This window comes from Streptomyces sp. NPDC091292 (assembly GCF_044757265.1).
Classification (GTDB): Bacteria; Actinomycetota; Actinomycetes; order Streptomycetales; family Streptomycetaceae; genus Streptomyces.
On sequence record NZ_JBIVUQ010000026.1, the window covers coordinates 80,632 to 100,660 of the forward strand.

Sequence of the window (20,029 nt, forward strand, 5' to 3'; positions counted from 1 at the left end):
CGGCCGGGCGCCACGTGTTACGAGGCCGGCTTCAGGTAGTTGAGGACGAGTGTGGTGAGTTCGCCGAGGAACTGTTCCTGGGGGATGGGTGGCTGGTCGAGCAGGTAGCGCACCGTGAGGTGTTCGACCGTTCGTACCGAGAGCCATACCGCCGTGTCGAGGGGGATGTCCGGGCGCAGTGCGGGGCGGTGGGTCGTCAGGTAGGCGAAGACCAGTTCACCGATGCGCTGCTCGAAGGCGGTCAGTGTGCGGCCGTCGTCCAGGCGGGTGCCGTGCTCGACGGCCGCGCGCAGGAACGCCGGCTCGACGTCGAGGCCGTCGAACAACGCGATCAGGGTGGCCCGGACTATCACGGGCACGGGTTGGTCGAACCGTCCCGCCATCTCCGTGGTGACCCGGGAGACGAGTGCGTCGCTGTAGCGCTCAAGGACCGCCGAGACGATGGCGTCCTTGTGCGGAAAGTACTGGTACAGCGAGCCGGGGCTGATCCCGGCCGCCGTCGCGATCCGGCTGGTCGACGCACCCTCGTAGCCGTACTCGGTGAGCGTTTCGCGGCCGGCGTCGAGGATGCGTTCCACCATCGCCCGGGAACGTTCCTGGCGCGGTGTCTTACGCGGGGAAGTGCGAGCGGCCGTGGTGCGCGGAGCCTTGCGACGAGGCGACGGCATGGTGTTCAGAATGCGAATTGAACGCGAGTACGAACGGCTGTCAGCATCGGCTCATGGTCGCACAGAAGCCACCGCTGCGTGAGGGGCCGGTCGAGCCAAGTGAGATGACGACCCGCCCGTATCCGCATCCGTCTCCGTATCCCCGACGCTTTCGTGAGACCGAGAGCGTCAACCGCCGCGTCGGTCGGCCGTTACGGCTGATGATCCGTCAAGGTCCCCTCGATCACGCACTGTTGGACACCATCGGCAAGCGGCTGACCGCGCGTGACGAGGTCGGCGCGGCGCTCGCCCGCGCCCTGCGGATCACCGACACCGCGCACCCCGACCGCGTCACCATGAGGCAGTTCCGGCGCGCGCTCGCCGACGGGATCGGCGCGGTGCCCGACCCGCCCCAGCCGTTACGGGACTTCTTCGCCGCCGTCGAACAGGTGCCGGACTGGGTGGACTTCGACCTGGTGAACGAGGGCGGCCGGGCGGCACGGCGATACGGCCGCAACTCCGCCGACGTGCTGCTCCAGTTGGCGCTGATCGGCTCCTACCGGTTCGGCGGGCCGCCGGATCTGCTGGTCGAGACGGGCGGTCTGACCGGCGGCTCCGCCCTGCGCAGGCTCGCCGAGACCCAGCAGTGGGCGATCGCGGTCAGCGGCCATGACGCGCTGCGGCGCCACGGCATCGGCTACCGCCTCACCGTGCACGTCCGCCTCATGCACGCCCTGGTCAACCACCAGGTGGAACACGGCGGACGGTGGGACACCGGCCGTTGGGGGCTGCCGGTGAACCAGTCCGACATGGCCGCCACACTCGGTCTGTTCAGCGCCGTCCAACTGCTGGGTGTCCGCCTGCTCGGTGTGCGTGTCACCCACGCCGAGTCACGGGCGGTCATGCATCTGTGGAAGTACGTCGGCCTGCTGCTCGGCGTCGACGAGGACTGGCTGTGTGACGGCGAACTCCGCCAACACCGCCTCAATTACCACCAGTTGATCAGTCAGAGCTACGGCAGCCCGGCCGGGCCGCCGCTGGCGCGGGCCATCGTGGAGGCGCAGGGTGCCTTGCACTTCACCCACTTCGCCGGGGCGCGCCGGGTCTATGCCCGAGCGAGGCTGCTGAGCATGCTGCGGTACTTCCTGGGGCGCCGCGGTGTCCGCGACCTCGGGTTACCGGTGGCCCTGCCCTGGGCCGTACCGCCCCTGCTGGCCGGAAACATCCTGCGGTACCACGTACTGGGCCGCAGCGAGGCGGGGCGCGCCTATCTGCTGCGGCGGGGCGACCGGTTCACCGGCCGGTACCGGCAGCAGCACTTCGGTGAGCGGACGCCGGATGTCGGGGCGCTTCGGGTGTGAGGCGCCCGACCTCGGCCGGCATCTTCCGTACCTTCGGTACGAGGTGCCGGCCGACGCCGATTCCCCGCCGGTCAGGAATCCGGGCGTTCGACCAGGGCCGGTCCCTGCGGTCCGGTGGCGACGCGCAGCCGGTGGCGCAGTGCGGACAGCGGCAGTTCGGCGTAGTCGTCGGGGACCTCCAACTCGGCGACCTCGCGACCGTCCCCGGGCAGCGGGCGAACGGCGATCCGTCCCTCATCGGAGGGTTCCACCAGGGCGACGATGTGTCCGTCGCTCTCATAGGCCACGTGCAGACGCATGACAGCTCCTCTGTTCCGTTCCTCTGATCCCTACGGAGTTCACTGCGGAGTTCACTGGTCGATGTTGACGGCGCTCACGATGAAGTCGGCGTCGTCGCCCTGGGTGCGGATGAGGAGGTTCCAGCCGTTGTGGGGGGTCGCGCTGATGTCCCAGCGGCTCAGCTCCTGCGTGATGTCGAGGTACGTCGAGGCGCCGCCGAAGCCGGTGTTGCCCACGGCCCACCGGTTGAAGCTGCGCGGCTGGACGACGTCCGTGTCGGTGTAGACGAACCCGAACCACTGCTGGCTGTTCGCGGCCAGGGACATCCGGCCCGAAAAGCGGTGTGTGACGGTTGCCATGACGGTCACCCTTCTCCGTTCCCGGCTTTCCGGACCCTGAAGTTCCGGTACCGGATGGTGCCATGGTGACCCGTGAGGAGCAGGGCGGGCAGGGCGTACGGGGCGGCGCGAGAGGCATCCCGGGACCGGTGTGATCACTCCCCGCGTCCCCCTCGTACGCCGGTCGGCACCGGCCGTCCGGGGGACGGCCTTCTCCATCTGCACCACAGCAGCGTCGCCCGCCGGACTGATGCGGACCGGACTCGCCCTCGCCGCATGGCAGTTGCTCAGTGGCGGTGGCGGGCCGGGCGGCGCCCCGCTGCCCGGGTGATGGCGACGGCTCTCGGGTCGGAGTCGAACGCGTCGCCCGCCACCGTCGTGTTGTCCTTCAGGACCACACCACCGGGTGGATCGCCGGGGTCGGCGTCCCAGACGTTGCCGAGGAAGGTGACGTGTTCCAGGGGTGGCCAGACCGTCAGGACCACCGGAGCGTCGGCGCGGTGCACGGCATTGGCCTCCACGGTGACGTAGGCGGCGCCGTAGTCCGTGTAGAGGCCGAAGTTGTACGGGGTGATCGTGTCCCGTACGACATTTCCCCGGATCAGCGCGCCGTTGGCGTGGGAGTCGCCCTGGGGGCCGGAGACGTAGATGCCGCCGCCGTCGGCGAGTACCCGCATCGTGTCGTGGACCAGGTTGTTCAGGACCTTGGTGCCGCGACCCTCGTAGACCACGATGCCCGCGTGCGGGACGTCGGCGACCTCGTTGTGGGCGATGACGGTGTCCCGCGCACCGGTCACCAGGACCGCGGGGGAGCCCCGGTAGTCGAGGCCGATGTGGTGGATGTGGTTGTTCTCGACGCGGTGGTCGCGCGCACCGTCGCCGATGACCAGGCCGCCACCGGCGATGTCGGTGATCTCGCTGTCGCGGACCGTGTTGCCGGCGCCCGCGCCACGGAACTCCAGGGCGACGGCGCCCAGTCGGACGAAGCGGCAGCCCTCCAGGGTGGTGCGGGAGGTGTCTTCGAAGATCAGGTTGCCGGGCATGCTCGCGTGGTCGCCGGGGACGGTCACCTGACCCTGGCCCTCGGCGAAGGTGACCGTCTCCAGGGCGCCGCCGTCGTAGTAGCCGTTGCCGTGGTAGTGGAGGAAGCCCTGCGGGGTGCTGGGCCGGAGCCAGGTGGCGTCGGCGAAGGTGATCCCCCGGAAGGTGAGGTCGTGGGCGCCCCGGGCGTGCAGCAGTGTCTCCAGTACGGGCGCGGCCACGCCGGCCGGAGGTTCGCCGCCGCGCGGACGGTAGTGGATCACCGGGCCGGCGGTGGCGAAGGTCCCCTCGGTGAGGAACGCCGGGCTGTTCTCCACGGAGGTGGGGGAGTCGACCCCGTACGACTCTCCGGCGCCGGGGCCCTCCCAGGTCAGGACGGAGTGGTACAGGCGGGTGGCCTGCGCGAAGGCCGGATCGGCCATCGTGAGGGTGGTCGCGTGCGCATCGCCGGAGACGGACGCCACCCGGCAGCGGCCCTCGGACCAGGGGTAGGCGCCCCGGTAGACGAACTCGACGTCGCCGTCCCAGCGTTGTGGACCCGTGCCCTCCACGGTGTATCCGCCGGCCGTGCGGCGCAGGGTATGACCGTCGAGCGACAGGGCCGCGCGCTCGACGCGGAGCCCGTCGGCGTAGAGCTGGCGGGGTGCGGGGCCGGGTGCGTCGGCGCGGTGGGTGCCGTCGCCGGACGGGGTCCAGCCGGTGACCTCGCGGCCACCGCTGATCACCACCTTCTCTTGGTACGGGGTGCCGTAGCCGTGGGCCTGGTAGACGGTGCCGGAGTGCGCGGCGGTGAGCAGGAAGGTGTCGGTCAGACGGTGGGTGCCCGCTCTGAGGGTGACCACGGTTCCCGGCCGGGCGGCGTCTCGGGCCCGCTGAAGTGTGGCGAACGGCCGCTCGACGGTGCCCGGTCCCGAGTCGTCGCCCGACGGATCGACGTAGATCATCAAAAGCCCCCTGCCGGTCGGTCGTGTGTACGGCGTACACATCTGGTAGACAACGTACACAGGGAAGGGGCGGTGCGTCATGGCGAATCAGGAACACTCAGATCGCTCGGAACGCAGTACCGAGTTGCTGTGGGGGACCGGGGCGGCGCGGCACGGCCTCACCCTGGAACGCATCGTGCGCTCCGCCGTCGAACTCGCCGACGCCGAAGGGCTGCGCGCGGTGTCTATGCGGCGCCTGGCCGAGCGGGTCGGCTTCACGACGATGGCGCTGTACCGGCATGTGCCGGGGAAGGCCGAGCTGCTGGCCCTGATGCGGGACGCGGTCGTGGGCGAACTCGCCCCGCCGGTCGCGTCCGACGCGGTGGGCCTCGCGGCGGGATGGCGCGCCGACCTGGAGGCGTGGGCCCGCGCCGGGATCGCTCTCCACCGGCGCCACCCCTGGCTGGCGGAGCTGGGTGACGACCGGCATGTGCCGGGCCCGAACGTCATGGCCGACTTCGAGCGCGCGCTGAGCATCGTGGCGCGCACCGGCCTGCCGCCGGCGCAGGTGGTCGCGGCGGTGACGCTGGTCGGCGACTTCGTGGAGGGCGCGGCCCGGCAGTCGGCGGCGACGGCACGCACGGAGCGGCGCACCGGGGTCGGCCACGACGAGTGGTGGGCTCGGCGCGACTCCCTCTTCACCCAACTCGACCACCGGTACCCCACCTTGGTCGGCCTGTACGAGGAGGGCGCCTACGACGCCCCACTCGATCCCTTCGAGTTCGGACTGCAACGGGTGCTGGACGGGGTGGCGGCGATCGCCCCCGACGGTGGCGGCCGTACGCCCGAAGAGGATGGCCGCGCGCCTGACCGTGACGAAACGCGTGACGTTAATGAGGGGTGTGACGTTAAAGCGTGTGAGGTGTGCGGGAAGCCTGTGGACCGAAATTCCGCCGGCCGCCCCCGCACGTACTGCTCCCGCGCCTGCCGCCAGCGCGCCTATCGGCTGCGCGGCGCGGCGGACCATCAGGACGACCAAGGGAACCGGGGGAACCTGCGATGAGCACGGAGGACGACGCGCGGAGCTGGCTCGCCGAGCGCGGTGTTGTCGAAGTCGGTGACGGATGGACCGACGTGGAGGAGCGGCCGGAGCGGCGGCTCACCGCCAACGACGTCGCGCACTCCCGGGCCGGCGAGGTCTTCACCGACGAGCGACTGGACAGGGCGGACCAGGTGCGGTTGGCCTTCGGGCTGCTGGATCTCCTCGACGGCTACTGGGTGACCTGCGTGATCCGGTCCGTGGACCAGGGCTCGGACGGACCCCTGCCCCCGGACCTGCTGTGGGAGGGCTGTCGTCGGCGCCTTGAGGCGGAACGGGACGCTGAACCCGTCACGTACTCGCTGTGGGTCGACTGGTTCGAGGACCACGGCACCGTCGCCACGGCCTTCGCCCAGGTGCTCGGGAACGACATCGACCGCGTCGTGACGGAGGGGTCGGACGCTCAGCTCCGCCGGGCCGGCCGGGTCCTGGCCTGCTCGGGGCCCGTGCCCTGGCCTCTGAAGGAGAAGGTGTACGACACCGCCATACGGCTCCCGGCACTGCACGCGCCGCTGTTCAAGGGCCTGCTGAACAGCTATTACGACGTGTACGGCGACCTGGAGCCGACGGCCGCACTGGCCCTCCTGGTGCGACTGCGACTCCCGGCCGACACCCTCCACCTCACGGAACTCCGCTCCGTGCTCGCCGCCGGGCACCGGAACCACTACCGCTGCCCGCACGCCTGGGACGCGGCGAACACGTGATCCCGTCGCTGGTCAGCGTGGATGTGGGCTGCCATATGGTGGTGCCGTGAGTAGCGAAGCGGTTTCGCCCGAGGACACGGCTGTGCGGTTGATGCGGGCCATGACGCGGTTGCGGGCGCGGCTGCGTACCGAGGCGCCGATCGACGATCTGCCGTGGAACTGGTCGCACCTGACCACGCTGCACCGGATCGTGGCGGACGGCCCGGTGACCGCGACCGAACTCGCCCAGGCCGAGCACGTACGGCGCCAGTCGATGGCGGAAACCCTGGCCGCGCTCCGCTCCGGTGGCCTGGTCAGTACCGCCAAGGACCCGAACGACGGCCGCAAGTCCCTGGTCACCGCGACCCCGGCCGGGCGGGCGCTGGTCGAACGGATCCCGGCGGCGCGGGAAGCATGGCTCGCGGGTGTGATCGGGACCTCGCTCCGGGCCGGTGAGCGCCGCACCCTCGACAAGGCCGCGGAGATCATGAACGCCCTGGCGGACTCCCAGCCGTAGCCGTCACGCGTGGACAGTGGTCGGGACGGTGGCGGCCAGGAGGGCCAGTCGGTCGGCGCTGTCCGTGTCGGGGTCGGGGTGGTGGATGACGAGTACCTGGCCCGCCGTACCGCCGATGCCCAGCCTCTCGCGGTTCAGGCGCAGGTCACCGACCCGGGGGTGGGCGAGGTGCTTGGACGCTCCTTCGCAGGCCACTACGTCATGGCGGGCCCAGAGCCGGCGGAAGCGGGGGCTGGTCAGGGACAACTCGTCGACCAGCTCGGCGTACCGGGGGTCGTCCGTGTCGGTGCCGACGGACTCGCGGAATCCGGCGACCATGCCCGCGGTGGCGTTCCCCCAGTCCGGGTGGAGGGCCTGCTCGGCGGGGTCGAGGAACACGTCCCGCAGGCGGTTGGCGCCCGGCACCAGGCGTGGTGACAGAGCCGTCGCCAAGGAGTTGGCGGCGAGGACGTCGAAGTAGCGGCTCTCGACATGGGCGGGGAGCGGCAGCGTGGTGATGAGTGTGGCGATGCCCGGAGGGACGGTCTCAGTCCGGGGGCGGTGCCGGTGCCGTCGGGGTGTGTCGGCGCCCAGGCGGAGCAGGTGGGCCGTCGCGTCGTCGTCCAGTTGGAAGACGCGGGCCAGGGATACGAGGACCTGTACCGAGGGGTTGCGGTCGCGGCCCTGTTCCAGGCGCAGGTAGTAGTCGGCGCTGATGCCCGCGAGCATCGCGACCTCCTCCCGGCGCAGACCCGGCACCCGCCGCAGCCCCCGCGCGGGGATACCGGCCTGCTCGGGGGTGACCAGCTCGCGGCGGGCGCGCACGTAATCGCCCAGCAGGTTCGGTTCGCCGCTCATCTCCTCACTGTAAGACGCACGCCCGCGTCCGTGTCTGGTCGTGGCTGGTCCTGTCACCCCCAGGATCGCGGGGGCTCTGGCTCCGCCTCCGGCAGGGCGGCAGCGTTGCCGGGGACGGTCGGGGACGGTCGGGGACGGTCGGGGACGGTCGGGGACGGCCGGGGGCGGCGGGTGGCCGACCTGGCCGACTTGGCAGACCGAAGCGATGAGCGAAACCATGACGAGGAGCGCAACCATGTCCACGTATCTCTTGGTCCACGGTGCCTGGCACAGCGGACAGTGCTGGGACCGGGTGGTCCCTTTGCTGGCGTCGGCCGGGCACCAGGTGTTCGCGCCTTCGCTGACCGGCTACGGCGACAAGGCACATCTGCTCAGCCGCGACGTCGGCCTCGACACACATGTCGACGACATCGTCCGGCTGATCACCGGGGAAGACCTCACCGAGGTGGTCCTCGTGGGGCACAGCTACGCCGGGCTGGTCATCTCCTCCGTGGCCAACCAGGTCCCGGACCGGATCGCACGTCTGGTGTATCTCGACGCGATGGTCCCGGAGGACGGCGAGTCCGCGGTCGATGTCCAGCCCATGACCCGGGCCCTCATCGACCACGCCGCACGGTCCGACGCCGACTGGCGGATTCCGCCGCTCCCCGAACTGCCGCCGCCCGCCGGTCTGTTCGGGGTGACAGAACCGGCGGACGTCGCCTGGCTGCGCACGATGCTGTCGGATCAGCCGGCGCTCTGCCTCCAGCAACCTGTCCGACTGGACAACCCGGCCGTGCGGGCGATTCCCCGTACCCACATCCACTGCGTCGCCGGTGTGCCGGAAGGCATCATCCGGCGACCCGTCCCCGCGATCCAGCCCAACGGCACCCCGGCCCAGGTGTGGGAGCTGCCGACCGGCCACGACTGCATGATCACCATGCCGGCCGAGCTGACCGGACTTCTGCTCAAGCTCGGCTGAGGCTCACACCCGGCCGAGGCTCAACCCGGCGAGATCCCCCGTCGTGACGATCTCCGCCTGGCGCGGGAACACCCTCTCCACGAGCACCCGGTGCACCTCCGGATCGGGATCGGCGGTGGCGTCGGCCAGGAGGAACAGGCGGTAGTCCTCATCGGCCGCCTGCCGCAGCGTCGTCAGGACGACGCCACTCGTGGAGAGCCCGGCGAGGACAAGGGTGTCCACGCCCCGCGCCCGCAGTTCCGCCCGCAGATCGGTGTCACTGGCGAAGGCGCTGAACCGTATTTTCCGCACGGTCACATCGTGCTCCCGGATCTCCAGCGACTCGTGCACGGCCGTCCCGGGAGATCCGTCAGCGAGATACCCGGCCGCGGCGACCTCGGAGAACGTCTTGTTGTGCGCGGGCACGGATGCGGCGTCCGCGTCGGCGAGGGCGACGCGCACGAAGACGACATGCGTGCCATGGACCCGCGCCCAGGCCAGTGCCTCGCCCGCGCGGGCCAGTACGCCCTCCGGGTCGGGCACGGCCGCGAGCGCGGCGGGCTGGAAGTCCATCAGCAGCAGCGCGGTCCGGGCCGGGTCGATGGGGGCGAGGGTGTGCGTACCAGTGGTCATGGCGGTGGGTTCGGCTCTCTGTCGATGCGATGCGATGCGATGCGATGCGATGCGATGGGGTGGGGTGGGGTCAGTTCGCGTGCCGCCGGTCGGTCCTCGCCAGGTGGCTGTCGAAGACGGTCATGAGGACGACAAGCGCGGATATCGCGACCAGCACCCACGCGATGACGTGCAGGCCGCCGTCGTCCACGCCGCTGTGGAACGCGGTGCCGGTGATCGCCGCCGAGGCGATGGACCCGACGTAGCCGAAGGTGCGGAGCAGCCCCGACGCGGTGCCGACCGTGGCGGCGGGGGACTCCTGGTAGAGGACGGTCTGGTTGGCGACGGACCCGGTGCCGGAGGTCAGGCCGAACACCACGGTGATGGCGATGATCACCGCGATCGGCGTACCGCTGCTCACGAACAGCACGGCCACCGCCCCGACGAGCAACAGGACCGCACACCCGATCAGCGGCATCCGCACCCCCGCCCGCTTCGACACCGACCGGGCCGTCACGGCGGTCAGTACGCCCATCGGCATCAGGATGAGACCGGCCTCGTACGGAGAGAGTCCGCGGGCGACCTGGAGCCACTGGGTGAGCCCGTACAGGATCACGTACGTACCCATCAGCGTCAGGCCGTTGCGCGCGTAGGTGCGGGTCAGGGCTCCGTTGGAGGCGAGCAGGCGGACGTCCAGGAACGGCTGGGCGGCGCGCAGCTCCCAGGCGACCACTGCGGCGCCGAGTACGGCGGCGGCGGCGAGCCACAGCCAGTTCGGCCGGGGCAGCGAGGAGAGGAAGACCATCAGCGCGGTCAGCGAGCCGCCGAAGCCCACCATGCCGAGCAGGTCGATACGGGAGGCGAGGGCGCGCGGTGAGCCGAAGCGCACGGGGTCCGGGTCCCGCGCTATCCCGGCCAGGGCCAGGACCAGGGCGATCGCGCCGACGGGGAGGTTGATCCAGAACGCCGTCCGCCAGCCCAGCGTGCCCACGAGCAGCCCGCCGATCGCGGGACCGACGGCGACGGTGGCGGCTCCGGTGATGGAGAGTCCGCCGAGCACCGTGCGGGGTGGGGCGTGGTGTCCGGCCTGTTCGGCCCGGCGGCGTATCAGCAGCATCGCCGCCGGATAGCCCGCCGACGTACCCGCGCCGATCAGTACCCGCGCCACGATCAGACCCGTCAGCGACTGGGCCAGCGAACCGACGACCCCGGCCACGAGCACCAGCACGATCCCGGCGACGAAGATCCGCCGGGGCCCGAACTCCTCGGCGAGGCGTCCGGCGGCGGGCTGGGCCAGCGCGCTGGTCAGATAGAGGCTGGAGATCAGGATCGCGGTGTCCCCGACCGGGAGGTGCAGGGCCGCCGCGATGGCGACCAGCGCGGTCGCGATGACGGTGCTGTTGACCGGGTTGAGCGAGGCCCCCAGGTACAGCGGCGCCACGAAGCGCGGGCCGAAGGGATTGCCCTGGGGCGGACCGGCCTCGGGCGCCTGTTCTACCGCCCGCCGCGAGGCATCGGCCGACTTGCGCGTTGCCCGTTTCGGGGCATGGGAGTCACTGGTGAGTGACACTCCTGGCTCCTTCCTCCGGGACCTCTGCCACTTGTGCGGCCTGCCGGGGAGATCCCGGCGGAGATAGGCAGGCTGCCTGACGAATATTAGCAGTTTACCTGCCTATCTCGAACCTCGGGAAACGGCGTAGCGTGGAGTGCAGGGACAGAGGGCCGACGCCGGCTCTCCATCTGTGGCTCTGCGCGACGAAGGTGGCGTACATGAGGCAGCAGCGCGGCGGCGCGAAGGGGAGGCCGGACGACGATCCGTACGAGGAGGCCGCCACGGCCTGCGCGGTGGTCGACCCGCACGGCATCGTGACCGCCTGGAACCAAGGGGCCCGGGAGCTGCTCGGCCACACCGCCGAGCAGGCGGTCGGACGGTCCGGCACGGAGTTCCTTGCCGGACCGCAGTCCGCGGGGCCGCCCCTGCCAGGGGCCACCCGCTGGAACGGCACGCTCATGCTCCGGCACCGGGACGGCAGTGTCGTGCCCGCCCGGGTCCTCGCGCACATGATGGACCCGGAGAAGGCACCGGACAGCGACTGGCTGCTGGTCGGCGCCCTCCCGCAGGCCGAACCCGTACTGCGCCGCGAGTCGGTGGCGACCTGGGAGTTCACCCAGGCCCCGTGCCCCGTCGCGATCTACGACACCCGACTGCGGCTGATCACCGTCAACGACGCCATGGCCGCCGTCATCGGACTGCCCGAGGAGCAGATACGCGGTCTGCGGCTGTCGGAGATCGGCGGCAAACCCCAGAGCATCGACCTGGAACGGGACCTGATGCGCGTCGTGCGCCGGGGCCGGCGTGAGGACGTGGAGCACTTCATGCGGACCGGCGGAGAGGCACGGGAACACGCCTGGTCGGCCCATCTGACACCGCTGATCGACGACAGCGGCACCGTGCGGGGCGTGTGTCTGACCGCCCACGACATCACCGAGCAGGACCTGTCCCGACGGCGCCTGTCGCTCGTCAACGAGGCCAGTGTGCGCATCGGCAGCACCCTCGACATCACCCGTACCGCCGAGGAGCTGGCCAGGGTCTGCGTCCCGGAAATCGCCGACTTCGTCACGGTCGATCTGCTGGACGACCCCTGGACCGAGGCCGGCGCACGCCCCACCGGCGACCTCGTCCTGATCCGCGCCGCCCACCACTCGATCAACGAGGGCTACCCCGAAGCGGCCGTCGAACCCGGCAAGCCCAGCGTCTACGAGCCGTCCTCACCGCACGCCCGCTGCCTCGCGGCCGGCCGGGCACTGATCATCTCGGAGCCCGAGTCCAGCGCCCGGGGATGGCCCCCCAAGGACTCACCGCGCGGCCTGCGCGCCCGTACCTTCGGGCTGCGGTCGGTCATGGCGGTCCCCATCCGGGCGCGCGGGACGACGCTCGGCGTCGCCGTGTTCTACCGCCTGCGCAGCACCGAGCCGCACGTCCCCGACGACCTGCTGCTCGCCGAGGAGATCACCGCGCGGGCCGCCGTGTGCGTCGACAACGCGCGCCGCTTCACCCACGAGCGCGAGACGGCCCTCGCCCTGCAACGCAGCCTGCTGCCGAGGTCGTTGCCGCGACCCGCCGCCATGGAGGCCGCGTCGGCCTACCTGCCCGCCGCGCTGCACGACGGCGTCGGCGGTGACTGGTTCGACGTCATCCCGCTGTCCGGTCTGCGTGTCGCGCTGGTCGTCGGAGACGTGGTCGGCCACGGCATCCAGGCGTCCGCGACCATGGGACGGCTGCGGACCGCCGTGGGCACCCTCGCCGATGTCGACCTGCCGCCGGACGACCTGCTCACCCACCTGGACGACCTGGTGATCCGCCTGTCGCAGGAGACCGACGCGGGCGTCCCCACCGGCGACGTCGGCGCGACCTGCCTCTACGCCGTCTACGATCCCGTCTCCCGCGTCTGCTCGATGGCCAGCGCGGGCCACCCGCCCCCCGCGCTCATGCTGCCCGACGGCACCGTCGCCTTCGTGGACGACCTGGCCCCCGGTCCGCCCCTGGGCGTCGGCGGCCTGCCCTTCGAGGCGGTCGAACGCGAACTGCCCGAGGGCACCCTCCTCGCCCTGTACACGGACGGCCTGGTGGAGAGCCGTACGCGCGACATCGACGAGGGCCGCGCCCACCTGGCCCGCGCACTGAAGGAGGCGCCCGGCGACTCGCTGGACGGCATCTGCCAGTCCGTCCTGCACGACCTGGTGCCCGTCGCGGGCGGCGTACGCGACGACGTGGCCCTGCTGCTGGCCCGCACCCGTGCGCTGGACGCGTCGCGCGTCCGGGACTGGGACATCCCCGCCGACCCCGCCGCGGTCGCCGTCGCACGCAGCGAGGTGGCCGAGCAGCTCGCCCGCTGGGGCGGCGACGACCTGGTGTTCACCACCGAACTCATCGTCAGCGAGCTGGTCACCAACGCCGTACGCCACGGCTCGCCGCCGATCCGGCTCCGGCTCATCCACGACGGCACCCTGATCTGCGAGGTGTCCGACGCGAGCAACACATCACCGCATCTGCGGCGCGCCCGCGCCTACGACGAGGGCGGTCGCGGCCTGCTCCTCGTCGCCCAGATCGCGCAGCGCTGGGGCTGCCGCCACCACATGGTCGGGAAGACGATCTGGGCCGAACAGCCGCTGTTGCCGGGGTGAGCCCTCACCGCGGGTGCTGCCGCTCCCCGTTCCGTGTCCCGGGCCGCGAAGCCGTCCCGGGCTGCGAAGCCGTCAGGTCGAGCAGGAGCATGGCGTCGTGGTCGGGGGTGCCGGGTTCGGCGACGTACACGCCCAGGCGCTGCCCGGGGGTGCCTTCGAGGCCCATGCCCTGGAAGGCGAGGGTCAGCCGGCCGACCTGGGGATGCTGGAAGGTCTTGGTACGCGGCCTGCGGCCCTTGACCTCGTAGCGCTCCCACAGCTTCGCGAAGTCCGGGCTCTTGAGGACGAGTTCGCCCACGAGGTGGGTGAGGTCGGGCGCGTCGGGATCGGTGCCGGCCAGCGCCCGCAGCCGGGCGACGCAGCCGCGGATCTGGTCGTCCCAGTCCACGTACACGTCGCGGGCGGCGGGGTGCAGGAAGAGATAGCGGGCCAGGTTGCGCTGGTGGAGCGGCCAGTCCTCCATGCCCGCGTAGAGCGCGAGGCCGCCTGTGTTCCACGCGAGGAGGTCCATGCCACGGCTCGCGACGTACGCCGGATACGGGCGCAGGGCCTCAAGCAGCAGCTTCGTGTGCGGGCGCACGGTCCGGCTGGGCGCCGCGGGTGGTTCGGGTACGTACCGGGCCGCGCGGAGCGCGAGGTCCCGCAGGTGCTGGTGCTCGGCGTCGTCCAGTTGGAGAGCGCGCGCGAGGGCGTCCACGACCGCCGGGCTCGGCCGGGTCTCCTTGCCGCGCTCCAGACGTGTGTAGTAGTCGATGCTCACCCCGGCGAGCGTGGCCAGCTCCTCACGGCGCAGCCCGGGAGTGCGCCGCACGCCGGGCCCCCGGGTCAGACCGGCCGACTCCGGGCTGGTCTGGGTGCGGCGAGCGCGCAGAAAGAGCCCCAGCTCGGGGCCGCCGCCGGTGCCGTGCTGTTGCTCAGAAGCCATGGCTCCAGTGTCACACCGCTGTGACCTGCGGATCAGCCGCCAGGGGGGCCCTGTCACACCCCCGCTCGCCGCTCCCCGGCAGATCTCGGCCTGCCTGTGGCCGCCGTGCGGGGGCAGGGTGGATACGTGGCCCGATCACCGGGACGCACAGGCGGACGAGAACAGATGGTTCCGCGCAGACGACGGACGAGAGCGGGATGACGGCGATGAAGCACATCAAGTTGGGGGACCTGGAGGTCTCCCGGATCGGCCTCGGTGCGATGGGCATGTCCCACGGCTACACCGGCGCCGGGACGGACGACGCGGAGTCGGTACGCACCGTTCACCGGGCCCTGGAACTGGGCGTCACCTTCCTCGACACCGCCGAGATCTACGGCCCGTACACCAATGAGGAACTGCTCGGCCGGGCCCTCAAGGGCCGCCGTGACGACGTGGTGCTCGCCACGAAGTTCGGCCTGGTCTCGCACGCCGGGGCGGGCCCGTGGAACATCGACAGCAGTCCGGCCAACATCCGTACCGCCGTCGAAGGCTCGCTCAAGCGGCTCGGCACCGACCACATCGACCTGTACTACCAGCACCGCGTCGACCCCGGCACCCCCATCGAGGAGACCGCCGGAGCCGTGGCCGAGCTGGTCGCGGAGGGCAAGGTCCGCCACTTCGGGCTGTCCGAGGCCGGCCCGGAGACCATCCGCCGCGCCCACGCCGTCCACCCCGTGACGGCGGTGCAGTCGGAGTACTCGCTGTTCACACGCGGCCTTCAGGAGCGGGTCCTGCCGGTGCTGCGCGAGCTGAACATCGGCCTGGTGCCCTTCTCGCCGCTGGGCCGTGGTGTCCTCACCGGCACGATCCGCTCCACCGACGGCTTCGCCGACGACGACTTCCGGCGCGGCAACCCGCGCTTCACCGGAGAGAACTTCCGGCGCAACCTGCGCCTCGTGGACGAGGTCGAGGCCGTCGCCGCCGAGGCCGGAGCCACCCCGGCGCAGGTCGCCCTCGCCTGGCTGCTCGCCCAGGGCGACGACATCGCGCCGATCCCCGGTACCAAGCACGTCGCCCGGGTCGAGGAGAACACCGCGGCGGACCGGGTCGAGCTGACCCCCGCACAGATCGAGCGGCTCACCGGCCTTCCCCCGGCCTCCGGTGACACCCACGACGAGGCCGGCATGCGGATGATGGAGCGCTGAGACGATGCGAGCGACCTTGATGTACGGCGCCGGAGACGTGCGCGTCGAGAACGTGCCCGACCCGGTGCTCAAGAACCCCACGGACGCCCTGGTCCGCGTACTGCGCTCCTGCGTCTGCGGCAGCGACCTGTGGCCGTACGCCGCGAAGCCGCCCGTCGAGCACGGGGCGCGGATCGGGCACGAGTTCCTGGGGGTGGTCGAGGACGCAGGTGCGGAGGTGTCCGGATTCTCGCGCGGCGACGTGGTCGTGGCCCCCTTCGTGTGGTCCGACAACACCTGCGACTTCTGCCGGGAAGGGTTGCAGACGTCCTGCCGGCACGGCGGCCAGTGGGGCGCCGGGGATGTCGACGGCGGGCAGGGCGAAGCGGTACGCGTTCCGCAGGCCGACGGCACGCTCGTCAAACTGCCCGTCGGCGAGGACTCACCCCTCCTGGCCTCACTGCTGACGCTCTCCGACGTCTTCCCCACCGGCTACCACTGCGCCGCCACCGCGGGCGTCGGCCCCCGCACCACGGTCACCGTCGTAGGCGACGGCGCGGTCGGGCTCTGCGCCGTGATGTCCGCGAAGCGACTGGGCGCCGAGCGGATCGTCCTCATGGGCCGCCACAAGGACCGCACCGACCTGGGCCGGGACTTCGGCGCCACCGATGTCGTCGCCGAGCGCGGCGAGGAGGGCATCGCCCGCGTCCGGGAGCTGACCGGGGGCGACGGCACACACACCGTCCTGGAGTGTGTCGGCCTCGAACAGGCCCTGGACACCGCGCTGGGAGTCGTCCGCGCCGGAGGCACCGTCTCGCGCGTCGGCGCGCCCCAGTACCAGCACGTGAACATGGGCTTCCGCTCGTTCCTGAGCAACATCACCCTCACCGGAGGTGTCGCCCCGGCACGCGCCTACATCGAGCGGCTGCTGCCGGACGTCCTGGAAGGGACGGTCGAACCCGGCCGGGTCTTCGACCGCACGGTGGGTCTGGACGAGGTGGCGGACGGCTACCGGGCCATGGCCGACCGCACCGCGCTGAAAGTTCTCATCCGGCCCTGAAAGTTCTCATCCAGCCCGGAAGTCCTTGCCTCCGAAGCGAGTGACAATGAAGGAGGAAAGCGGCGCGGGCGACAGGGTCCACACCTTTCCACGCGGTCGGAGGAAGTGACCCGCGATGTTCTACATGCATCACCGTGGCATGCACGTGTGGGGCTGGGTGGCGATGTCGATCAGTGCGGTGCTGTTCTGGGCCCTGCTCATCCTGCTCATCCTCGTCCTGGCGCGCATGCTCAACCGCATCAGCCGCCACACGAACCCCGCCGTCACCCCGGCGCCCGAGAGTCTGCTCGGCGAGCGGTACGCCCGTGGCGAGATCGACGAAGAGGAGTACCGGACCCGGCTCGGCGTACTCCGAGGGCAGAGTGGTGGGGGCGGGGGGAGCGGGGGGAGCGGGGGGAGCGGCGGAGGTGGCTGGGGCGGTCCGAGTGGCCCGGCCGGCCGGAGTCCGGGGCCTCCCGAACAGCCGTGACCGACACACGTTGACCGAGACACGTTGACCGACCGGCGTTGACCGACCGACCGACGTCGGGAGGGCGGACGCGAGGGCGGACGTGAGGGCGGAACGGAATCGTTGTGCCGACCTGCTGCGCGTGTGCGCGATCGGTGCCGTGGTGCTGGGCCACTGGCTGCTGGTCGACGTCACCTACCAGGGCGGCACCCTGTCCGGCCTGGACGCCCTCGACTACGTCGGCTGGGGCCGCTGGCTGACCCTGCTGCTCCAGGTCATGCCCGTCTTCTTCCTGGTCGGCGGTTACGCCAACGCCGTCTCCTGGACGGCCCACCGGGGCCGGGGAGAGGACGGGTGGTCCTGGGTACGCGGCCGGGTGGTGCGGTTGCTGTGGCCGACGGCGCTGTACGTGGCGGTGTGCGCGTGCGCCGCCGCCGTCGCCCAGGGCGCGGGCGCCGACCCCACGACCCTGGCCCGCGCCGGCTGGCTGGTCGCCCTCCACCTGTGGTTCCTGCCCGTCTATGTGCTGCTGATCGCACTGACACCCCTGACGCACGCGGCACATCGGCGGTGGGGCCTGCGGGTGCCCGTGGTCATGGCGCTGGCGGCGGCAGGCGTGGACATCCTCGTACTCGGCCCCCGCCTGCCGCTGATCGGCGCCGCGAACTACCTGCTGGTGTGGGGCTCGATGCACCAATGGGGCTTCGCGTGGCACGACGGCACACTCTCCACCCCCAGGTGGCGGTGCCGTGCCATGGCCGCGACCGGATGTGTGCTGCTGGTCGCGCTGCTGGGCCGGGGCCCCTTCCCCGTCGACATGATCGGCACGGGCACCCGCGTGGACAACACGTCCCCGCCCTCGATCGCCCTCCTCGCGTTCGCCGCGACGCAGACCGGCCTGCTGCTGATGGCCGAGCCCGCCCTGCAACGCCTCCTCACCCGCCCCCGGTTGTGGGCCCGCGTCACTCGCCTCAACAAGGGCGTCATGACCGTCTACCTGTGGCACATGGTCCCGGTGCTCGTGGTGGCCGTCGCCTTCTACCCGACCCATGTGCTGCCCCAGCGGGCCATCGGCACCTCGCAGTGGTGGGTGCAGCGTGTGGTGTGGCTCGCGCTGCTGAGCGTCGTGCTCGTGGTGGTCGTCCGCTGCCTCACCTGGGTGCAACGTCCGCTCCGCCGACTTCCGGTGGGGGTCGGTGCCACCGGGTGGTGGTCCCCGGTACTGCTCCTCTGCGGCCTGGGCGCCTGCGCACCGGCCCTCACCATCCTCGCAGTCAAGGGCTTCGCCCCCGCCGGACACCTCGCCGTACTCCCTCTGTTCCTCCTCGCCACCGGAATCCCGGCCGTGGTGTGCTCGGGCCGGCCACCGGCGGCGCGTACGGGGGGTGGGGGCGCCGGAGACGCCCGGTCGACCACCGGTAGTACGGACACCGGAGCCGCCGGAGCCGCCGGAGCCGGCGGAGGTGTCAGAGGCAGGGCCTGGCGGGGCTGGGGGAACGGGCGGTGGCGTATCGTCCGGAAGTCTCCTGACACGGTGTCGGCCGTTCACCCTGTTCATTAGAATCCCCGTCAGAATTGCAGTAGTTGGGGGCCGACACGTCGTGGACGGGCCCAGTCCTGGGACGGGCCCGAAGGGGGCGCCTTGTGTCGTGGAACGTGCCGGAGATGATCAAGCTCACGATGAATCATCAGATGGAGGTCAAACAGGAACCCGGCCTCGTACGCACCCGAGCGCGGGAGACCACGGCCGTGGTGCGGCGTCCCGCGCGCGGTGAGGCGCGGATGGTTCTGGAGTGCAAGCAGTGCGGCCGGGAAGGTGTCTTCGTCGTCCAGGACCTGGAGACGACGAAGGGTCTTCGGCGCGGCCCGGTGATCCGCTCGCTGATCGCGTCCGTCGTCCTGGTGGGGGTGGTCGTGGCGTTCTGGCTCATCGGGCTCGTCGGCGACAGCATCCTGTTCACGGTTCTCGCGATCCCCGCTTCGCTGCTCCTCCTGCCGATCGGCATAGCCCTGGCGGTCAGTCCCAGCAGCAACATCGGCGTCAAGGCACCGGAGTTCGTCGCGTTCGGCAGCGACACCGCCCGTGAGGGGCTGAGCTATGTCACGCGCAACAAGCGCCGGGGTGAGGGCGTGAGTTGTAGCGGGCGCGCCGAGGCGGCCGGCTGATCCGTCGATTCCATCCGGCGGCGCCGTCAGGCGGTGTCGTCTTCCGACGCCGTGAGACCCACGTACATCGTCCGGTGCAGGGCGGCCACATGCTCATGCGCCAGCCGGGCCGCCTCCCCGCCGTCGTGTGAGGCGAGCGCGGCCCGGATCCGCCGGTGCTCGTCGTTGCTGTCGCGCAGGTAACTCATCGGGTACGGCAGGAAGTACAGGTACAGCTCCTTCGTCACACGCTGGTACATCTCCAGCGCCGACGGCACCCCCGCCGCGCCGACGAGCCCCAGGTGGAACCGCTTGTCGGAGGATGGTGCCGCGCTTTTCGATCTGGGCGGCACCCAAATCCTGCTGGACCTGAGCGATCCCCTGCCGAAGGAAGCCGCCGATACGTGGGTCGAGTTGCACGTCGACCGCGAGAATGTCGCCCTGTACCCGTATCAACTCTGACGGGGCGCGGCCCCGGTCGCTGATTCGGTCTCCGCGGAGTCCGATAGGTAGAGTTCCCAAGAAGTGAGTAAAAACGGCCACCCCCAGGCATGAAGCCACAGGTGGACGCCTGTGATCCCCGCGCACGCGGGGTTGGACCCTCCCGCAGGCCCGGCAGGCTTCCTGGCGTGTAGTGATCCCCGCGCACGCGGGGTTGGACCCGAGACCGACCGGGATGTCCAGCTCATGAAGCTGTGATCCCCGCGCACGCGGGGTTGGACCCCGGCTGGCTGCTTGTTCGTGCGGGGGCGAGGCCCGGGTGGACTCTGTTTCTGGGGATGGCCACATGTTTGTGGGTGTGGTGGATGTGGCCAAAAGCTGGGGA

The 20,029-nt window shown here is 71.2% G+C and carries 21 protein-coding genes and 1 CRISPR repeat array; of the genes, 12 read left to right on the forward strand and 9 right to left on the reverse strand.

Going from position 1 to position 20,029, the window contains the following annotated elements:
* Positions 1–17: 17 nt before the first annotated feature.
* On the reverse strand, positions 18–581 hold the full coding sequence (locus tag ACIQNU_RS38860) for a TetR/AcrR family transcriptional regulator (RefSeq protein ID WP_401375922.1): 564 nt from the start codon (positions 579–581) through the stop codon (positions 18–20).
* Between the two features lie 287 nt (positions 582–868).
* Here ACIQNU_RS38860 and ACIQNU_RS38865 point away from each other — a divergent pair, with 287 nt between their 5' ends.
* Positions 869–2,008, forward strand: a complete 1,140-nt coding sequence (locus ACIQNU_RS38865) for an oxygenase MpaB family protein (RefSeq protein WP_401375925.1) — start codon at positions 869–871, stop codon at positions 2,006–2,008.
* Positions 2,009–2,079: 71 nt separating this feature from the next.
* Here the strand turns inward: ACIQNU_RS38865 and ACIQNU_RS38870 are convergent, their stop codons facing one another.
* The 3 genes from ACIQNU_RS38870 to ACIQNU_RS38880 all read right to left on the reverse strand — a co-directional run bounded on the left by ACIQNU_RS38870 (position 2,080) and on the right by ACIQNU_RS38880 (position 4,610).
* Entirely contained in the window at positions 2,080–2,307 is a 228-nt protein-coding gene (locus ACIQNU_RS38870) for a hypothetical protein (RefSeq protein WP_401375928.1), read from the reverse strand.
* A gap of 51 nt (positions 2,308–2,358) precedes the next feature.
* Complete coding sequence (locus tag ACIQNU_RS38875; RefSeq protein ID WP_401375930.1) at positions 2,359–2,646, reverse strand: hypothetical protein; 288 nt, start codon at positions 2,644–2,646, stop codon at positions 2,359–2,361.
* Between the two features lie 266 nt (positions 2,647–2,912).
* Positions 2,913–4,610 carry a right-handed parallel beta-helix repeat-containing protein gene (locus ACIQNU_RS38880; protein WP_401375932.1) on the reverse strand — a complete coding sequence of 566 codons (1,698 nt, stop codon included), beginning with the start codon at positions 4,608–4,610 and terminating at the stop codon, positions 2,913–2,915.
* Between the two features lie 79 nt (positions 4,611–4,689).
* Between ACIQNU_RS38880 and ACIQNU_RS38885 the strand changes: the two genes are divergently transcribed.
* Genes ACIQNU_RS38885 through ACIQNU_RS38895 form a run of 3 tightly spaced genes read left to right on the forward strand, consistent with a single transcriptional unit; the run spans position 4,690 to position 6,888 of the window.
* Positions 4,690–5,652, forward strand: coding sequence for a TetR/AcrR family transcriptional regulator (locus tag ACIQNU_RS38885; protein ID WP_401375935.1), 963 nt, complete (start codon positions 4,690–4,692; stop codon positions 5,650–5,652).
* Entirely contained in the window at positions 5,649–6,392 is a 744-nt protein-coding gene (locus tag ACIQNU_RS38890) for a hypothetical protein (protein ID WP_401375938.1), read from the forward strand. The genes ACIQNU_RS38885 and ACIQNU_RS38890 overlap by 4 nt, the downstream gene beginning before the upstream one ends.
* Positions 6,393–6,438: 46 nt before the next feature.
* Positions 6,439–6,888 carry a MarR family winged helix-turn-helix transcriptional regulator gene (locus tag ACIQNU_RS38895; protein WP_401375939.1) on the forward strand — a complete coding sequence of 150 codons (450 nt, stop codon included), beginning with the start codon at positions 6,439–6,441 and terminating at the stop codon, positions 6,886–6,888.
* A 3-nt stretch (positions 6,889–6,891) separates the two neighbouring features.
* Here the strand turns inward: ACIQNU_RS38895 and ACIQNU_RS38900 are convergent, their stop codons facing one another.
* A complete protein-coding gene (locus ACIQNU_RS38900) occupies positions 6,892–7,725 on the reverse strand; it encodes a helix-turn-helix domain-containing protein (protein WP_401375942.1) in 834 nt (277 codons plus the stop codon).
* A gap of 235 nt (positions 7,726–7,960) precedes the next feature.
* On the opposite strand from ACIQNU_RS38900, the gene ACIQNU_RS38905 reads away from it, so the two are divergent.
* A complete protein-coding gene (locus ACIQNU_RS38905) occupies positions 7,961–8,686 on the forward strand; it encodes an alpha/beta fold hydrolase (RefSeq protein WP_401375945.1) in 726 nt (241 codons plus the stop codon).
* A 3-nt stretch (positions 8,687–8,689) separates the two neighbouring features.
* On the opposite strand, the gene ACIQNU_RS38910 is transcribed toward ACIQNU_RS38905, so the two are convergent.
* Both ACIQNU_RS38910 and ACIQNU_RS38915 read right to left on the reverse strand, forming a co-directional pair.
* The gene (locus ACIQNU_RS38910) at positions 8,690–9,298 is read right to left on the reverse strand and encodes a cysteine hydrolase family protein (protein ID WP_401375948.1); all 609 of its coding nucleotides are present in this window, start codon (positions 9,296–9,298) and stop codon (positions 8,690–8,692) included.
* A 70-nt stretch (positions 9,299–9,368) separates the two neighbouring features.
* Positions 9,369–10,847, reverse strand: a complete 1,479-nt coding sequence (locus tag ACIQNU_RS38915) for an MFS transporter (protein WP_401375951.1) — start codon at positions 10,845–10,847, stop codon at positions 9,369–9,371.
* 200 nt (positions 10,848–11,047) lie between these two features.
* On the opposite strand from ACIQNU_RS38915, the gene ACIQNU_RS38920 reads away from it, so the two are divergent.
* Positions 11,048–13,462 carry a SpoIIE family protein phosphatase gene (locus tag ACIQNU_RS38920; protein WP_401375954.1) on the forward strand — a complete coding sequence of 805 codons (2,415 nt, stop codon included), beginning with the start codon at positions 11,048–11,050 and terminating at the stop codon, positions 13,460–13,462.
* A 4-nt stretch (positions 13,463–13,466) separates the two neighbouring features.
* Here the strand turns inward: ACIQNU_RS38920 and ACIQNU_RS38925 are convergent, their stop codons facing one another.
* On the reverse strand, positions 13,467–14,387 hold the full coding sequence (locus tag ACIQNU_RS38925; RefSeq protein ID WP_401375956.1) for a helix-turn-helix transcriptional regulator: 921 nt from the start codon (positions 14,385–14,387) through the stop codon (positions 13,467–13,469).
* Positions 14,388–14,593: 206 nt separating this feature from the next.
* On the opposite strand from ACIQNU_RS38925, the gene ACIQNU_RS38930 reads away from it, so the two are divergent.
* The 5 genes from ACIQNU_RS38930 to ACIQNU_RS38950 all read left to right on the forward strand — a co-directional run bounded on the left by ACIQNU_RS38930 (position 14,594) and on the right by ACIQNU_RS38950 (position 19,224).
* Positions 14,594–15,571 (forward strand): aldo/keto reductase, encoded by a 978-nt coding sequence (locus ACIQNU_RS38930; protein ID WP_401375958.1) that lies wholly within the window; start codon positions 14,594–14,596, stop codon positions 15,569–15,571.
* Positions 15,572–15,575: 4 nt separating this feature from the next.
* Positions 15,576–16,610, forward strand: coding sequence for a zinc-dependent alcohol dehydrogenase family protein (locus ACIQNU_RS38935; protein WP_401375961.1), 1,035 nt, complete (start codon positions 15,576–15,578; stop codon positions 16,608–16,610).
* Between the two features lie 115 nt (positions 16,611–16,725).
* The gene (locus ACIQNU_RS38940) at positions 16,726–17,079 is read left to right on the forward strand and encodes an SHOCT domain-containing protein (RefSeq protein WP_401375963.1); all 354 of its coding nucleotides are present in this window, start codon (positions 16,726–16,728) and stop codon (positions 17,077–17,079) included.
* Between the two features lie 82 nt (positions 17,080–17,161).
* The gene (locus tag ACIQNU_RS38945; RefSeq protein ID WP_401375966.1) at positions 17,162–18,619 is read left to right on the forward strand and encodes an acyltransferase; all 1,458 of its coding nucleotides are present in this window, start codon (positions 17,162–17,164) and stop codon (positions 18,617–18,619) included.
* An 83-nt stretch (positions 18,620–18,702) separates the two neighbouring features.
* Positions 18,703–19,224, forward strand: coding sequence for a hypothetical protein (locus ACIQNU_RS38950; protein ID WP_401375969.1), 522 nt, complete (start codon positions 18,703–18,705; stop codon positions 19,222–19,224).
* Between the two features lie 26 nt (positions 19,225–19,250).
* Here the strand turns inward: ACIQNU_RS38950 and ACIQNU_RS38955 are convergent, their stop codons facing one another.
* The gene (locus ACIQNU_RS38955; protein WP_401375993.1) at positions 19,251–19,463 is read right to left on the reverse strand and encodes an FCD domain-containing protein; all 213 of its coding nucleotides are present in this window, start codon (positions 19,461–19,463) and stop codon (positions 19,251–19,253) included.
* A gap of 52 nt (positions 19,464–19,515) precedes the next feature.
* Between ACIQNU_RS38955 and ACIQNU_RS38960 the strand changes: the two genes are divergently transcribed.
* On the forward strand, positions 19,516–19,665 hold the full coding sequence (locus ACIQNU_RS38960; RefSeq protein WP_401375996.1) for a hypothetical protein: 150 nt from the start codon (positions 19,516–19,518) through the stop codon (positions 19,663–19,665).
* 109 nt (positions 19,666–19,774) lie between these two features.
* Positions 19,775–19,927: direct repeats of the CRISPR family, unit length 29 nt; unit sequence GTGATCCCCGCGCACGCGGGGTTGGACCC.
* Positions 19,928–20,029: the final 102 nt, after the last annotated feature.